Genomic DNA, 15,576 nt, shown 5'->3' on the forward strand with positions numbered 1-15,576 from the left:
CACGCCATCTGCGACAGTCAGGGACGCACGCTGAACCTGTTTATAACCGCCGACTACATCGGTGCTCGGGCTCTGTTCAGCGGCATACCGATGTCGATTGGCTACTCGGAGATCGCGGATACGATGCCGATTGGTTCCGAGAAGCGTTACAAGACAAAGGGATACGCTCGTATCCCCGGCCGGAAGCAGCGCAAGACAACGGTGAAGCACGACAAGCGCCGATACAAACGCCGCAACCGGATCGAGATCATGTTTGGCAGGCTCAAGGATTGGCGCCGCGTGGCAACCCGGTACGACAGGTACCCGAAGGTCTTCCTCTCAGCAATCGCCCTCGCAGCTCTCGTCATCTATTGGCTATGAGTCCTGACCCTAGCGCCTGCGTGGCGAGCGCCACATTCCGGACATTCGCTGCGGTCGCTAAATTCGTGCTGTGAGTGAGAGGTTACCTCACGGAAGGTCGGGCAGCCGCCATTCGCCGCACCAGCGTCGAATGACGGCTTTGGTGCGACGTTAGTTTTAGACCGAGGGCACCAAGTTGGCGCGGCACACATGCTTCCCTACCGTCAATCCGTTTACCTTTTCGACGATGGCATCGGCGTCAATGCCGTGATGGCGGTAGAGGTCACCGATCGTGCCGGTTTGACCGAAATGTTCGACACCCATCGGGATGGTCTGATGGCCAGCAACAGAGCCAAGCCAGGACAGCGTCGCCGGGTGACCATCGATGACCGTGATGACTTTGCAGTGGGGCGGAAGGTCCCCCATCAGGGTCTCGATGTGGGACTGCGCGGACTTATTCCCGCGAGACCGGGCACGTTGGGCTGCGGTCCAGCCTGCGTTGAGTCGATCGGCTGAGGTCACGGCCAGCACTCCGACGTCCTTGCGCCCCTCTCCGATCATCCCGGCCGCCTTGATCGCCTCGGGGGCGACGGCGCCTTGATAGGCGATCACGATCTCGCAGTTTGGTCCGGGTTCGCGCAACCAATAGGCCCCGTCGATGGCCCCTTGTTTGAACGCGTCGTCATGGCGCTTGCCGGGTTGCTCGATCGGGTTGGTGGTCAGGCGCAGATACACCGAGCCTCCTGTTTCGTCTCGTAACCATGTGCGCTCACAGGGATCGCCCTCTCCATCGCGCTGAAGATAGTCGAAGGCCCATTTCATGATCACCGCAAGCTCATCTGCATAGGCAGGCTCGAACGAGGCAAGCCCGTCCTGGCTCATCCCGATCAGAGGCGAGCCGACCGATTGGTGCGCTCCGCCTTCCGGGGCCAGCGTGACGCCAGAGGGGGTGCCCACCAAGATGAACCGGGCATCTTGGTAGCAAGCGTAGTTCAGCGCATCGAGGCCGCGCGCCACGAAGGGATCATAGACGGTGCCGATGGGGATTAGCCGCTTACCGAAGATCGAATGTGACAGGCCTGCGGCGCCTAGAAGCAGCATCAGATTCATCTCGGCGATACCCAACTCGATATGCTGTCCTTCCGGCGTGAATTCCCATTTGGCGGTCGACGGGATGCGATGTTCGATAAAAGCATCTGCCTGTTCGGACCGGGCGAAAAGCTTGCGCCGGTTCACCCAAGGTCCAAGGTTGGTGGTCCCCGTTACATCCGGGGACGTGGTGACGATCCGGGCAGCCAAATCACTGTTCCCCTTCGAGAGTTCGTCGAGGATCTTGCCAAAGGCCATCTGGGTCGAGGTCTCACGGGAGGTATCAATTTCGATGGCGGGCACGGCAAGCTTGTCATCGTGATACCGCCGGATGCCTTTGGCAAAAAAGGGAACCTTGGTCAGGAAGTCACGCAGTGCGGAGGGGTTTTCGACCGTGGCCAGAGGCTCCCACTCGTCACCCGTCGCTACACCCATGTGCTTTTGCCAGGCGGCGAACTGCGTGTTGTTCATCAGCCCCCCGTGATTGTCCTTGTGGCCAGCAATGGGCGTACCCCAGCCTTTCACCGTATAGGCCAGGAAGCAGGTGGGGCGGTCGTGATCGATGGCATCAAAGGTTTCCGCCATGGTCTGGACGCAGTTACCGCCGAGGTTTTCCATCAGGGCTGCCAGTTCGTCGTCGCTGTGCCTGTCGATCAGGGCAGAGACATCGCCCTGGTCTCCAAGATCATCCATTAACCGCTTGCGCCAGACTGCTCCGCCCATAAACGTCAGCGCCGAATATTCCTGGTTGGGACAGGCGTCGATCCAGTCGCGCAATTTGTCGCCGCCCGGCTCCTCAAAGGCCGCGCGCTGCAATGCCCCGTGCTTCACCCGCACCACGTCCCATCCGAAGGCATCGAAAATCTTCTCGATCCGTGCAAACAGCCCCTCGCGCACGATCCCGTCCAGCGACTGCCGGTTGTAATCGATGATCCACCACGTGTTACGCAGGTCGTTCTTCCAGCCTTCCTGCAGGGCCTCATAGATGTTGCCCTCATCCAGTTCGGCATCGCCCACCAACGCAACCATGCGCCCCATCGGGGCATCGCTTCCCCAGTTCTTGGCATTGATGTAATCTTGGATGATCGAGGCGAAAGAGGTGATCGCAACGCCTAGTCCGACCGAGCCGGTCGAGAAGTCCACATCGTCTGTATCCTTGGTCCGACTGGGATAGGACTGCACCCCGCCAAAGCCCCGGAAGTTCTCCATTTTCTCGCGTGTCTGGTTGCCCATCAGGTATTGCATTGCGTGAAAGACCGGTGATGCATGAGGCTTGACGGCCACGCGGTCCTCAGGCTTCAGAGCCGAGAAGTAGAGCGCCGTCATTATCGACACCATCGAGGCCGACGAAGCCTGGTGCCCACCGACCTTGATACCGTCCACCTTTGGGCGCACGTGATTGGCGTGGTGGATCATCCAATGTGAAAGCCACAAAAGGCGTTGCTCGATGGTCTTCAGATGGGTGATGTCCGTGGGCATGAGGCTCTCCTTATTCGGCGGCGTGATGCAGGGGGCGAGGCAAGGCTTGATCCAGGTCGGCAATAATATCCGCGACATCCTCCAACCCGACTGACAGGCGGATCAGCCCGTCACTAATACCGTGTTCGGCGCGCTCTTCGGGCGTATAGGTCGAATGGGTCATCGAGGCCGGATGCTGGATCAGCGTTTCGGCATCGCCCAGAGACACGGCCCGCTGGATCATGTTGAGATTGTTCATGAACTCAACGCCAGCCGCCATGCCACCGTCGACTTCGAAGGCAATCATCGCACCGGGTTTGGACATTTGGCGCGTGGCAAGTGCATGTTGGGCAAAGCTTTCCAACCCGGGGAAATGCACGGCCCGCACCGAAGGGTGATTTTGAAGGTAGTCGGCAACGACTTGGGCCGAAACGCAATGGCGCTCCATCCGCAGCGACAGGGTTTTCAACCCGCGCAGGATTAGCATTGCGTTGAACGGCGCCATGACAGCGCCTGTCATGTCTTTCATTCCTATTAGTCGGATCTCGGCGATCTGTTCGGTTTTTCCAGCTACCAGCCCCGCGACCACGTCGCCATGTCCACCAAGGTATTTGGTGGCCGAATGCACAACGAGATCGGCACCCAGCTCAATCGGCCGTGTCAGAAAGGGGGTGGCGTAGGTGTTGTCGACGACCACCTGTGCCCCGGCCTCATGCGCGATCGCGGCGGTGGCAGCGATGTCAACAAGTCGCATATTCGGGTTGGCGGGGGTTTCGAAATAGATCGCTCGCGTCCGCTCCGAAATCGCCGCGCGCAGGTTTTCAGGGTTGGTCATATCCACATGGGTGATTTTCACTCCCCATTTTTCCAGCCCATGCCGCATGAAGGCGAAGGTGCAGCCATAAAGGGTTTTGTCCACGATCACCTCGTCCCCAGGCGACAACAAGGTCCACAGCACAGCGGTGATCGCCCCCATGCCTGATGAAAGCGCAAGCCCGGCCTCGGCTCCTTCAAGTGTTGCAATACGGCTTTCAAGCAGATCACAGGTCGGGTTCGAAATCCGGCTATAGATATGCCCCTGGCGTTCACCAGCGAACATCTCGCCCCCGGCCTCTGCGGTCTCGAACACGAAGGTCGATGTCAGGTGCAGGGGCGGCGTCAGTGCACCATCGTTCTGCTGGGGGTCATAGGCGTAGTGGATGGCTCGGGTGGCGAAGCCTTTGGGTGAGTTCATGGCAACCTCTCTCATAGTGTTTGAGGCAGGATGCGATGTGTTGGCAGGCAAAAGATTGCAAGTTATGCTGAATTTGGTAATGATTTTGGCATTATCTGCCAATGAGTGAGGGAAATGGACGCTAAAGACCGACAGATCATCCGCGCCCTGCAGGCAAACGGGCGTATGACCAATCAGGATCTTGCGGCTGAAGTTAACCTGTCGCCTTCGCCCTGCCTTCGCCGATTGCGCAATCTCGAAGACAGCGGCACGCTCAGGGGTTACAGCGCCGAGGTGGACGCGAAGGCCTATGGTCTGCCGATAACGGTCTTCGTACGTGTTCGGCTGGAACGGCACAACGAAGACGATGTCCGGCGCTTCGAGAGCCGCATTCATGCGATCGATGAAGTGCTTGAGTGTCATGTCCTGACCGGTGCTTCAGATTATCAGTTGCGTGTGGTGGTGCCCGGGCTGGATGCCTATGAGGATTTCATCCGCCATCGCATCCATCCCATCGGAGGCATTGCCTCGATCGATACCAGTTTCGTTTATTCTACCGTGAAGAAGACCAACGTGTTTCCGGCAATCGACTGACTGCCCCTGTACCGTCTGTATTCATTCAATGCAGTTGGCCCGGGGAAGTGAGCACAATCTATTCCGGTAGAAGGCACACCTTTTTTGATCGCGTCTACTTCGGGGCGCAGGTGGGTCGCATAACGGATCATCCGGTGCAACGGCCACCTTGGGCGATGCCAGACAGTGCTCAGGTTCTTTGCGCAGGTCCCCATGTTCGTCGTCTCCGCGGGCGATCGTTTTCGTTCATTCTTTGGCGGCGAAATCGAAGGCCTGTTTCCTTCAGCCTGCCGTCGAACTCCGCACCTGCATTTCAGAAGCCTTCCAGCACGATCTTGCCCTTGGCCTTGCCACTTTCCAGCAGTGCATGGGCGCGGGTCAAGTTGGCAGCATTGATTGTGCCGTAGGTCTCGGTTGCCGTGGACTTGACCTTGCCGATGTCAATCAGCTCGGCGACTTCGTTCAGAATGTCGCTTTGCCGCGCAATATCGCCCGTCTCGAACAACGACCGCGTGTACATGAACTCCCAATGGATCGAGACCGACTTCTGCTTGAATGGCTTGATGTCAAAATTCTCGGGATCGTCGATCAGGCCGAATCGACCCTGGGGGGCAATGAACTCGGCAACTTGCTGGACATAGTTTTCCGAGTAGTTGGTCGAAAAGACAAAGGCTGGCGCCCCAATGCCAAGGGCTTCGATCTGTTCGGGCAGCGGTTTGGAGTGGTCCACTACATAGTCGGCGCCCAAGCCTTTGACCCAGTCCCGCGTTTCAGGGCGCGAAGCTGTTGCGATGACGACCGTATCGGTCAGCGCCTTCAAAAGCTGAATGGCGATCGAGCCAACACCTCCGGCGCCACCGATGATGACAATGGCGTTGAGCGCGCCAGAATTTGGTCGGATGACGTCTAAACGGTCGAATAGCATTTCATAGGCTGTCAGCGTCGTCAGAGGCAGAGCCGCTGCCGACGCCGTATCGACAGAAACTGGTGCCTGCCCAACGATGCGTTCGTCAACAAGATGATATTCGGAATTCGTGCCTGGGCGATTGATCGCACCCGCATACCAAACCTTATCGCCCACATTGAAGCGGGTAACGTCCGCTCCAACGGCAACGACCTCGCCTGCAGCATCCCAACCCAGAATGCCGGGCGTGTCGCCTTCGGGAGCGTGGCGCTGCCGGATCTTGGTGTCCACCGGGTTGACAGAAACCGCCTGCACCTGGACCAGCAGGTCGTGGCCAGCGGCAACAGGGTCTGCAGCTTCGAAATCAATTAGCGCATCGGAGCGGTCTATCGGGCCAGCGCTGTTGTAACCTACGGCTTTCATATTCATTTCCTCTTGAGTGCGGCGTCGGAGTTTGCCGTTGTTTTTTGTTGGCGGAGGGCCTCGCCCGCAGCCTGAGCGGCCTTAGGCGATCACGCTCATTTCGTTCAGCGTGAATTTAGCAACGGCACCCTCTGTGGCTGCCATGTAGGCCGCCAGATGCGGTGCGCTCATGTGGATCTGCCACAGTTCACGGCTCTCCCAGTTTTCATAAAACATGAAATGCGCCGGGTTTTCGTTGTCCTGATGCAGATCGTAGTTGATGCAGCCATCTTCGGCGCGGGTGATATCAACCAGCTTTTCAAGCTCGGCCTTCACAAGATTGATCTGGTCCGGATTGGCTTTGATGTTGGCGACGATGGTCAGTTTCGACATTTAATATTCCTTTCGGTGCGTCGATTGCTTGAGCGGAATATACTGCTGTGATAAATCCGGATAAACGCGTAGATCGAAAAAATATAATCCGGAAATTTCGTATAATGCTGATCGACAATATCCGCTTGTTTTTGAAGATTGCCGAGAAGGGCAGCATGGTCGCAGCTGGCCGGGAAGTTGGGCTGTCGGCGACGACCGTGTCCGAGCGGCTTGCAGCACTCGAAAACCACTATGGAGTTGTTCTGTTCAATCGAACGACGCGTTCCCTCAGCCTGACTGATGAAGGGCGCACCCTCATCGAAGGCGCAAAGGCCGTATTGGCAGAAGTGGATGATCTGGACACACGCATTCGCTATGGCGCGGAGGCCATTTCGGGGCCCATCCGTGTCAGCGCACCCGTTGATCTTGGGCGAAGCATCATTTCCGAGGTTATCGCCCGTTTCACCGAGAAGCACCCGGCGGTTTCGGTCGAGTTGTCCTTGTCAGATGGATACGTGGATATGGTTGGTGAAGGGTTCGATCTGGCCCTCAGATTTGGAACAGTAACCGATAGCACTCTGCGCGCAAGAAGGTTGGGTGAGTACAGGCGCGTTGTGTGTGCAGGTCCGTCATACCTCGAAGCGCACGGTATTCCTCGGAAGCCGTCCGACCTAGCGGATCACAATTGCCTAGTTATGCGGTTTGGTAGAACCTTGGACAATGTTTGGCGTTTCGGGACTGGCAAGGCGTCACAAGTCGTGACGGTGCGTGGAAACAAGATCGTCAATGACGGCTCATTGGTGCGCCACTGGGCCTTGGCGGGGCATGGCATTATCCTGAAGTCGGAGCTTGATGTGGGCGCCGATCTGAAAGCAGGAAAGTTGATCGCCTTACTGGAAGATCATGCCTCGCCCGCGAACCCCTTGCAGATGATGTATCCCCCAGGCCGTGCACAGCCACGGCGTGTACAGGCACTTGCCGAAGAGCTGAGTAATGCCATGGCACGAGTTTCGGTTTAAGCCCTCTGGAACAGACCACAATTGCGATGTTTGCCGCAGTTACACCGAACCATCCCAGGGGCCGGTTGCTTGCCTTGCCTGTTATGGCGGTGCCTTTTCGAAATGTACTTGTCTCATGGCGCGCAAAAGCGTGAACTCAAACCTGCCGCAAATTCTGCGCATGTATCAAGGCGCCGCTCAGGTCAAAATGCTGAGGGAACATTGCGCGCAGAAATCGAAAAACAATTCTCATTGCTTCGTCGCGATCAAATGAATCCGGGTGGAGTAGGTAATCGGTCCACATGCCTTCCAACATGGCGAGTGTGCCGTGCGTAGCGTCCCTAGCAACTTGATTAGGGTGTTCGGTTCCGGCTTCTTTCGCTATTCGAACGAAAGCGTTGAAAACCAGATTACGAAGCTTAGCATCGCGGGTATCTGAAAACGCAGCGATTGCGGCTCTGTTTCGGGCTTCGCCGCGAAATGCGTACCAAATTGACACGTTCTTCTTGTTGAGGATGGCTTCACTTAAGTCTCCTCTAACAATCATCTCAATATGTTCCTGACCCGTTTGTCCGGTCGTTTCCAGCAAAGCGTTGATACCGTTGTAGTATTGCTCGGACGAATAGCGGGCGGCTTCGTCAACCAGATTGTCCTTGCCGCCAAAATGAAGGTGAATCATGCCACGGGACAGCTCGGCGCGTTGAATGATTTCGCTGACTGAGGTCTCGGAAATCCCTTTTTCTGCAACCGAGTCGAGTACTGCCTCGATCAGGGAAAGGCGATTTCGTTCGCGTATTTCTTGGCGTCTTCCAGTCATAGGATTAGGCGGCTCTGTTTGTTTTCAGTCTCTTGCGGTGTCTTCTAGTGGCCAGTGTGAAATTGGCCATCTCCAGATGCGAATTTATCAGTTGACACAGCTAGTCCAAAAATTCCAGATTTAAATGGACGATTGTCCATTTTGTGATCGAAATTGTCGCGCCACCGAAAGTACAGTTAAGCAGGGAAGCATGGCCGGAGTACTACGAAGTGAAACGGGCAAGGGCCTGGCACTGAGCGCGCCTGCGACGCTCTACGTCGGCCTGCTTGTGGCTGTGCCTCTTTGCATTCTTGTCGCCTATAGCTTTTGGACCCAGACCTATGTCGAGATTGACCGCACGCTGACATGGGCGAATTACCAAGAGGCGTTCACTGACCCATTGGTCCGACACCTGATGATCCGTTCCGTTGCGATTGCGGGAGCGGTGACACTAGCGACGGTCTGTCTTGCCTATCCGATCGCCTATTTCATCGCATTTCGGACACAGAAGAAAACCCTCTGGCTATTGCTGATCACCATTCCCTTTTGGAGCAGCTACCTGCTGCGGGTGTTCAGCTGGAAATTGATCCTTGGCTTCAATGGGGTGATGAACTCAGCATTGATTTCGCTGGGGCTGATACAGGAGCCGCTTACATTCCTGCTCTACAATGAATTCGCCGTTGTCCTTACACTTGCACATGCCTGGGCGCCGTTTGCGATCCTGCCGATTTATGTGTCGCTGCAAAAGATCGACCGCAGCCTGTTAGAGGCGGCAACCGACCTTGGTTGCAGCAAGTTGGAACGGTTTGTGCGCGTAACTTTGCCCCTGACGGTGCCAGGGATCATCGCCGCTTGCTTGATTATCTTCATCCCCACGGTTGGCGACTATGTCACGCCAGCCCTGGTCGGCGGATCGCAGGGGAAAATGGTGGCCAATTTGATCCAGGTTCAGTTTGGCGCGGCCAATAATTGGCCATTGGGTGCAACCCTGTCTCTGCTTGCCATGCTTTCGGTCGGCTGCGTCGCAATCCTGTTTGTGGTGGTCGTCACCGCACTGGGGCGGAGGATCAGATGACCAAGGCGTTTCGTATCCCATGGTTGCTTGTTTACGCGATCGCCTATCTGGTGTTTCTGTACCTGCCAGTTCTGCTGTTGCCGCTGTTTTCATTCAATGACGGAACCATCGTGGCTTTCCCGCTAAAGGGGTTCACGTTGAAGTGGTACGCGCAGTTGGGTCAGCAAGACACGTTGCTGCAGGCGATGGTCAATTCGCTGATCGTCGGCAGCGTGACTGCCTTGATGGCGACGTCTCTGGGCCTGTTCGCCGCCCGCGCCTATGTCCGGTACCGTTTCAAGGGTCGGGAATTCTCCGAAGGTCTGGTCATGCTCCCGCTGGTCGTGCCCGGTATCATTGTCGCCAGTTCGATGCTGGTACTGTTCATCAGCGTCGGGCTGAAGCCATCGCTGACGACGGTGATCCTGGGCCATGTCTTTGTGGCTTTGCCCTTTGCCGTATCGATCATGAAATCCGCCTTTGACGATTTCGACCAGTCGTTGGAAGAGGCCGCCTTTGACCTCGGCGAAAGCGTTGTGGGAACATTTAGGCGTGTCACACTACCAATCGTTGCGCCGGGGATCATCGCCAGCCTTCTGGTCACGTTCACCGTGTCGTTTGACGAGTTTGTCCTGGCCTTCTTCCTGTCCGGGAACAGCCCGACATTGCCGGTCTATATCTGGAGCCAGATCCGCTTCCCGGCAAAATTGCCCAACACACTGGCGCTTGGGTCGTTGCTTTTGCTGTCTTCGGTCCTGCTGCTGTTGATTGCCGAATACTTCCGCCGCCGTTCCATCCAATCCTCCGATTGAAGCCAAAGGAAACGAGTAAGATGAGCGAACAGAACATCATCGAAATTCAGGGCGTCGAAAAACGCTTTGGTTCCTTTGTTGCTGTGTCTGATCTGAACCTGACCTTGAAAGAGGGTGAGTTCTTTTCGCTGCTTGGGCCTTCGGGCTGCGGTAAGACAACAGCGTTGCGCATTATTGCGGGTTTTCAAGATCACGAAGAAGGCGAGATCCGGATCGATGGTCGTACGATGGGAGAGGTGCCTGCCAACAAGCGTCCCACTAATATGGTGTTCCAAAGCTATGCGATCTTTCCGCATCTCAATGTCGGCGACAATGTTGGGTTCGGTTTGCGCAAGACAAAGCTATCGCGCAAGGAAATCAAGGAGCGCGTTGCCGAGGCGCTTGAGATGGTTGAGCTTGGCGGCTTGCAGGACCGTAAAGCCAATGAGCTGTCGGGAGGTCAGAGGCAACGTGTAGCGCTCGCCCGAGCGCTGGTCATGCGGCCTAAAGTGTTGTTGCTCGATGAGCCTCTATCCGCATTGGACAAAAATTTGCGCGAAGCGATGCAATTGGAAATGCGCCGTCTTCAGCAGAAGCTTGGAATTACTTTCGTCATGGTCACGCACGACCAGTACGAGGCGATGACCATGTCTGACCGCATCGGCGTCATGTTTGCGGGGCGGCTCAAGCAGGTGGATAAGCCAGAGGTCCTGTATTCCCAACCGTGTAACCGGGAAGTGGCGTCTTTCATCGGTGGAATGAACTTTCTGGATGCCGAGGTGACAACAGAGAGTTCTGAAGTGCTGGAAGTCAATGTTCAGGGCTTTGGGCAGATGAAAATCGGGGTGAACCCCAATGTTCAGGTGCATGACAAGGAACTTCTTGTCGGCGTTCGGCCTGAGCAATTGGAGATCAGCGCCGAAAAACCGGATGGTTACGACGCTCTTGTTCAGGGCGAGGTGTCGGACGTCGCCTTCTATGGTGAGAGCGTCCACTATTATGTGCGCGTCGATGGCCTGAAAGATAGCATCGCCATCGCAGTGCCTAACTACTTTCACACAGTTGATCACAGCCGGGGCGATACCGTCTGGCTTGGCGTTCAAAGCGCCTCGGTGATCGACTTGGGCAAACGTGAATCTTTGGGAGGAGAGAAATGATTAAAACAGCATCACTTACAGCAGCAGTCGTTGCTACCTTTGCCGCCGGCCAGGCTCTGGCAGACGCGGCTGATCTGACTGTCTTCGACTGGTCCGGATATGAGGATCAGGGGTTTTACGGCGACTATGTCGAAAAGTACGGCGGGGCACCCAGCTATACTTATTTCGGCAGCGTGGAAGAGGCGTTTACCAAGCTTCAATCCGGGTTTGAGGCTGATCTGGCCCACCCCTGCACAGACGCCCTGAGAAAATGGGTGGCGGCAGACATGATCAAGCCGATCGACACCAGCAAGCTGGAGTACTGGGACAAGCTGATGCCCCAGATCAAAGAGGTCGATGGCATCACGATCGACGGGCAGACCTACATGGTGCCGTTCGAATGGGGCAACACTGGCCTTATCTATCGAACCGATATGATTTCGGCAGACGATGTTTCGCTACAACTGCTTGCGGATCCTGCTTATCAGGGCAAGGTCGCCGTTCCGGACGCTGCGTCCAGCGCGTTCGCTATGGCCGCATTGGCCACTGGTGCCTCCAGCTATACCGATATGAGCGACGAGGAATTCCAGAAAGCGGCGGACTACCTGCGGGCGATTCATCCAAATGTGCGCTTTTACTGGTCTGACGCTGGCCAGCTGGACCAGGCAATTGCCAGCGGCGAGGTGACACTGGGCTGGGGCTGGAACCAATCGGAACTGAACCTGATCTGGAACGAGACCCCGGCCGTCATGATGCGGGATGTGGACAAAGGCATCGCAACTTGGGTCTGCGGTTACGTGCATCTGAAATCCGCCAAACAATCGGATGAGCAGGTCTATGACATGCTGAACGCGCTCAGCTCCGCGGCAAGCGGCAAATACATCATTGAAAGCTGGGGATACGCCCACGCCAACGAAGAGGCATTTGCACAGGCAGATCCGGAGTTGATTGAAACTTACGGGTTCTCGGATGTGGACAGCTTCTTTGAGGGCAGCCTGTTTTTTGACGCTGTTAACCCTGAGCTGGAAGCTAAAATGTTGAAGGAGTTTGAGCGCATCAAGGCTGGCTTCTAGGCGCACCTGAACAACACAGCCGGGTGTGGAGGGACTAAGAAACCCCTCCGTTCCCACGAAACTATTTCCGATATTTTTGGAGGAAGCGCGGCAATGTCAGGCGCTGACGGATACTCTGTTCTCTTCGAACCGGTTCAGATCGGGCCAGTGACGGCTCGAAACCGGTTCTATCAGGTGCCCCACTGCAACGGATTGGGGCATTTGCGACCTCAAGCCGAAGCCGCCATGCGGGCGATGAAGGCCGAGGGCGGTTGGGCCGTGGTGTCTACCCAGGAGGCCGAGATTCATCCAACTTCGGACCTGTCTCCCTATTCGGAGAACCGGATTTGGGACGATCGGGATATTCCTGCACTGCGTCTGATAACCAACTCAGTTCATGAAAAAGGGTCGCTGGCTGCAATCCAGCTGGCGCATAACGGCCACCATGCGCAGAACCACCTGAGCCGCGCCCCGTTGTTGGCCCCGTCGGAACTCGCCCTGCAAACCGCGTATCCCAAACAGGCTCGGGCAATGGACAAGTCGGACATTCGTGAGTTCCGAAAATGGCACCGTGCGGCGGCCCGGCGCTCGCGCGAAGCGGGCTTCAATATTGTTTATGTCTATGCCGGCCATCACATGACTTTGCCGCATCATTTTCTGCTGCCGCAGTTCAATGACCGTACAGATGAATACGGCGGCTCGTTAGAGAACCGGGTGCGCCTGACTCGTGAGCTTCTGGAGGAAACCAAAGAAGAGGTCGGGGATGATTGTGCCATCGCCCTTCGGTTTGCGGTCGATGAAATGCTCGGGTCAGACGGGATGCAGGCGCAGGAAGAAGGTCGTGCTGTAGTCGAATTGCTGGCCGAGCTTCCGGACCTTTGGGATGTAAACGTGGCGGATTGGAGCAACGACTCTGCAACGACCCGCTTTGAGCCACAAGACGGCTTTCAAACCTCATATATCGAATTCGTCAAACAGGTGACTTCCAAGCCAGTCGTGGGCGTCGGGCGCCTGACTTCTCCGGATTTGATGGTGTCACTGGTCAAGCAAGGCATTCTTGATTTTATAGGCGCGGCGCGACCATCCATTGCTGATCCATTTCTTCCGAACAAAATCAAGGAAGGTCGCATCGAAGAAATCCGCGAATGCATCGGCTGCAATATCTGTGTTTCATCCGATACGTTGGGCGTTCCAATCCGCTGTACCCAAAACCCGACGATGGGCGAAGAGTGGCGGAGGAAATGGCATCCTGAGATCATAGAAAGCCGCGCGAATGAAGAAGCCGCGCTTGTTGTCGGCAGTGGACCAGCCGGACTTGAATGCGCCATGCAATTGGCGCGTCGTGGCTATGAGGTGACGTTGGCCGAAGCCAAGCAAGAGCTTGGTGGACGTGTGTTGCAGGAATCCAGCCTGACCGGTCTATCCGCCTGGAGGCGTGTGACAGATCACAGGATTTATGACCTTCAGCAACGAGGGAATGTCCAACTGTTCACCGACAGCCATTTGTCAACAAGCGAGGTGGTCGAGTTGGGCATTCCAAATGTCTTTCTGGCCACCGGCACGACATGGCGGCGAGATGGTCGCGGAAAATCCGCGTTTCAGGGCGTTTCGATAGATCCAAGCTCTCAAGTATTGACTCCGGACAACATTATGTCGGGCACAATGCCTGGGGACGGTCCGATCATGGTCTACGATGATGACCAAGCTTATCTCGGAGGAGTTTTGGCGGATCATTTGGCTCAGTCCGGTCGAGAGGTCGTCTTTGTGACGCCGGCCTCAATGGTTTCGCCGTTTACCGAATTGACGTTGGAGCAGACCAAAGTGCAACGAAGTCTGTTGGAAAAAGGCGTTCATCTGAACCTGTCGCAGACCTTGGTCAATATCGCGTCCGGTCAGGCGACCTTGCAGTGCGTCTACACGGGACGAGAGAATTTCATTGAATGCGGCTCCGTCGTGCTGGTGACGCAGCGAATGCGAGAAACCACCCTTTACGACGAGCTTTGCGGTTTGACTGCAAGTCCGCTGAATACGTTGGAATTGATCGGAGATGCCGCAAACCCAGGCTTGATCGCGGACGCTGTATATGCGGGCCACATGGCTGCCCGAAATTTCGAACGTAACGCGGAAGACATCGACCGTGAATTCTTCCGCCGGGAAGTCGTTTCCCTTGAATCTGTATGAGGTGCGCTATGCCAAAAGATGACTTGCAAGTAATGCGCGATTTGATGGAAGCACAGCGGAAAGGGTTCGCCTTGCCGCGTCACTTCTATACGTCTCAGGCGGTTTACGAAAACGATATCAGCACGTTCTGGAACCGCAACTGGATCTGGGTCGGCCATGTCAGCCAGATCGCTGAACCCGGTGACTATTTCTTGTTCGACTATGGGACCGAGTCCATCATTGTTGTTCGGGATCGTGAGGGCGAGGTGCGAGCGCATCTGAACGTATGCCGCCACCGTGGATCGCGGGTTTGCATTGAACAGAAAGGCAAGGCGCGCAACTTCATATGCCCTTATCATGCATGGACTTTTGACCTGAACGGCAAGCTACGAAACGGGCGATCGATGGGGCAGGACTTTGATCCAGGCCAGTACGGGTTGTTCCCGGTGCAGGTGAAGATTTTTCAGGGTCTGATATTTGTCTGCGCCGCAGAAGATGCTCCGCCGCTGGATGCTGCCTTGGAAAGGCTGGGCCCACTTTCAAAGCCTTTCGATTTTGAAAACCTGAAGGTCGCGCATGAGGCGTCATACCCGGTTCCAGCGAACTGGAAGCTGGCCCTTGAGAATTACTTGGAATGCTATCACTGCGCGCCGTCCCATCAGGATTATTCGCGCAGCCATTCCCTGAAAGACCCCGCCCAGGTTCTGGAGTTTAGCGGGGCACTTCATGAGCGGATGGAAGAGGTTGGAGTACCTGCTGAGGAGCTGGACCTGACCGGAGAAAATGCGGTCGCGCCAGGTGCGGATGTCTATTGGCGGCGTTACCCGCTGTTCCCGGGGTATCTGACAGGCAGCAAGGATGGTGCGCCACTTGCGCCACCTTTGGGTGAGCTAAAGGGCCATGACGGTGGCGCTACTGATCTGGGGATCGGGACGCTGAACTACTTCCTCGTCTACGCAGATCATGTGGTTGGGTATCGGTTCGTGCCGCGTGCCCTACAGGACACGGATATTCAGATCGTCTGGTACGTGCGCGGCGACGCCAGAGAGGGTCGAGACTACGATAAGGACGCCCTGACATGGCTCTGGCATGTCACGTCGCTCGATGATGAGCGGATCATCCGTCACAATCAGGAAGGCGTGAATTCCCACCATTTCGTCCCTGGACCGCTGTCCGAGATGGAATGGAGTATTCCAGGCTTCTATCGCAACTACTTCAGCATGATCTGACACGCTCAGT

14 protein-coding genes are annotated in these 15,576 nt (G+C 56.2%); 9 read left to right on the plus strand and 5 right to left on the minus strand.

What is annotated here, in order from left to right; genetic code table 11:
• A partial coding sequence (locus ACR0J0_RS14410) for a transposase (protein WP_480664850.1) occupies positions 1-360 on the plus strand: 360 nt, incomplete at its 5' end.
• Between the two features lie 156 nt (positions 361-516).
• Here ACR0J0_RS14410 and ACR0J0_RS14415 read toward each other — a convergent pair.
• Both ACR0J0_RS14415 and ACR0J0_RS14420 read right to left on the minus strand, forming a co-directional pair.
• The gene (locus ACR0J0_RS14415) at positions 517-2,907 is read right to left on the minus strand and encodes a 1-deoxy-D-xylulose-5-phosphate synthase N-terminal domain-containing protein (RefSeq protein ID WP_480664851.1); all 2,391 of its coding nucleotides are present in this window, start codon (positions 2,905-2,907) and stop codon (positions 517-519) included.
• A gap of 10 nt (positions 2,908-2,917) precedes the next feature.
• Entirely contained in the window at positions 2,918-4,120 is a 1,203-nt protein-coding gene (locus tag ACR0J0_RS14420) for a methionine gamma-lyase (RefSeq protein ID WP_480664852.1), read from the minus strand.
• Between the two features lie 114 nt (positions 4,121-4,234).
• On the opposite strand from ACR0J0_RS14420, the gene ACR0J0_RS14425 reads away from it, so the two are divergent.
• Complete coding sequence (locus ACR0J0_RS14425; protein WP_170758992.1) at positions 4,235-4,693, plus strand: Lrp/AsnC ligand binding domain-containing protein; 459 nt, start codon at positions 4,235-4,237, stop codon at positions 4,691-4,693.
• Between the two features lie 292 nt (positions 4,694-4,985).
• Here ACR0J0_RS14425 and ACR0J0_RS14430 read toward each other — a convergent pair whose 3' ends face one another.
• Complete coding sequence (locus tag ACR0J0_RS14430) at positions 4,986-5,999, minus strand: zinc-binding alcohol dehydrogenase family protein (RefSeq protein WP_480664853.1); 1,014 nt, start codon at positions 5,997-5,999, stop codon at positions 4,986-4,988.
• A gap of 81 nt (positions 6,000-6,080) precedes the next feature.
• Positions 6,081-6,371: a putative quinol monooxygenase gene (locus tag ACR0J0_RS14435; protein ID WP_480664854.1), complete on the minus strand. Its 291-nt coding sequence runs from the start codon at positions 6,369-6,371 to the stop codon at positions 6,081-6,083.
• A gap of 104 nt (positions 6,372-6,475) precedes the next feature.
• Between ACR0J0_RS14435 and ACR0J0_RS14440 the strand changes: the two genes are divergently transcribed.
• The gene (locus ACR0J0_RS14440; protein WP_480664855.1) at positions 6,476-7,369 is read left to right on the plus strand and encodes a LysR family transcriptional regulator; all 894 of its coding nucleotides are present in this window, start codon (positions 6,476-6,478) and stop codon (positions 7,367-7,369) included.
• 136 nt (positions 7,370-7,505) lie between these two features.
• Here ACR0J0_RS14440 and ACR0J0_RS14445 read toward each other — a convergent pair whose 3' ends face one another.
• Complete coding sequence (locus tag ACR0J0_RS14445; RefSeq protein WP_480664856.1) at positions 7,506-8,165, minus strand: TetR family transcriptional regulator C-terminal domain-containing protein; 660 nt, start codon at positions 8,163-8,165, stop codon at positions 7,506-7,508.
• 190 nt (positions 8,166-8,355) lie between these two features.
• Between ACR0J0_RS14445 and ACR0J0_RS14450 the strand changes: the two genes are divergently transcribed.
• The 6 genes from ACR0J0_RS14450 (at position 8,356) to ACR0J0_RS14475 (ending at position 15,566) form a co-directional block, all read left to right on the plus strand.
• Positions 8,356-9,219 (plus strand): ABC transporter permease, encoded by an 864-nt coding sequence (locus ACR0J0_RS14450; protein ID WP_480664857.1) that lies wholly within the window; start codon positions 8,356-8,358, stop codon positions 9,217-9,219.
• Positions 9,216-10,010, plus strand: coding sequence for an ABC transporter permease (locus ACR0J0_RS14455; protein WP_480664858.1), 795 nt, complete (start codon positions 9,216-9,218; stop codon positions 10,008-10,010). Before ACR0J0_RS14450 ends, ACR0J0_RS14455 begins: the two co-directional genes overlap by 4 nt.
• 20 nt (positions 10,011-10,030) lie before the next feature.
• Positions 10,031-11,146, plus strand: coding sequence for an ABC transporter ATP-binding protein (locus tag ACR0J0_RS14460; protein WP_480664859.1), 1,116 nt, complete (start codon positions 10,031-10,033; stop codon positions 11,144-11,146).
• Positions 11,143-12,198: an extracellular solute-binding protein gene (locus ACR0J0_RS14465; RefSeq protein WP_480664860.1), complete on the plus strand. Its 1,056-nt coding sequence runs from the start codon at positions 11,143-11,145 to the stop codon at positions 12,196-12,198. Before ACR0J0_RS14460 ends, ACR0J0_RS14465 begins: the two co-directional genes overlap by 4 nt.
• 93 nt (positions 12,199-12,291) lie before the next feature.
• Positions 12,292-14,358, plus strand: a complete 2,067-nt coding sequence (locus ACR0J0_RS14470; protein ID WP_480664861.1) for an oxidoreductase — start codon at positions 12,292-12,294, stop codon at positions 14,356-14,358.
• Positions 14,359-14,366: 8 nt separating this feature from the next.
• Positions 14,367-15,566, plus strand: a complete 1,200-nt coding sequence (locus ACR0J0_RS14475) for an aromatic ring-hydroxylating oxygenase subunit alpha (RefSeq protein ID WP_480664862.1) — start codon at positions 14,367-14,369, stop codon at positions 15,564-15,566.
• The last annotated feature ends 10 nt before the right edge of the window (positions 15,567-15,576 follow it).

The sequence above is a fragment of the Ruegeria sp. BF12 genome (assembly GCF_056538705.1).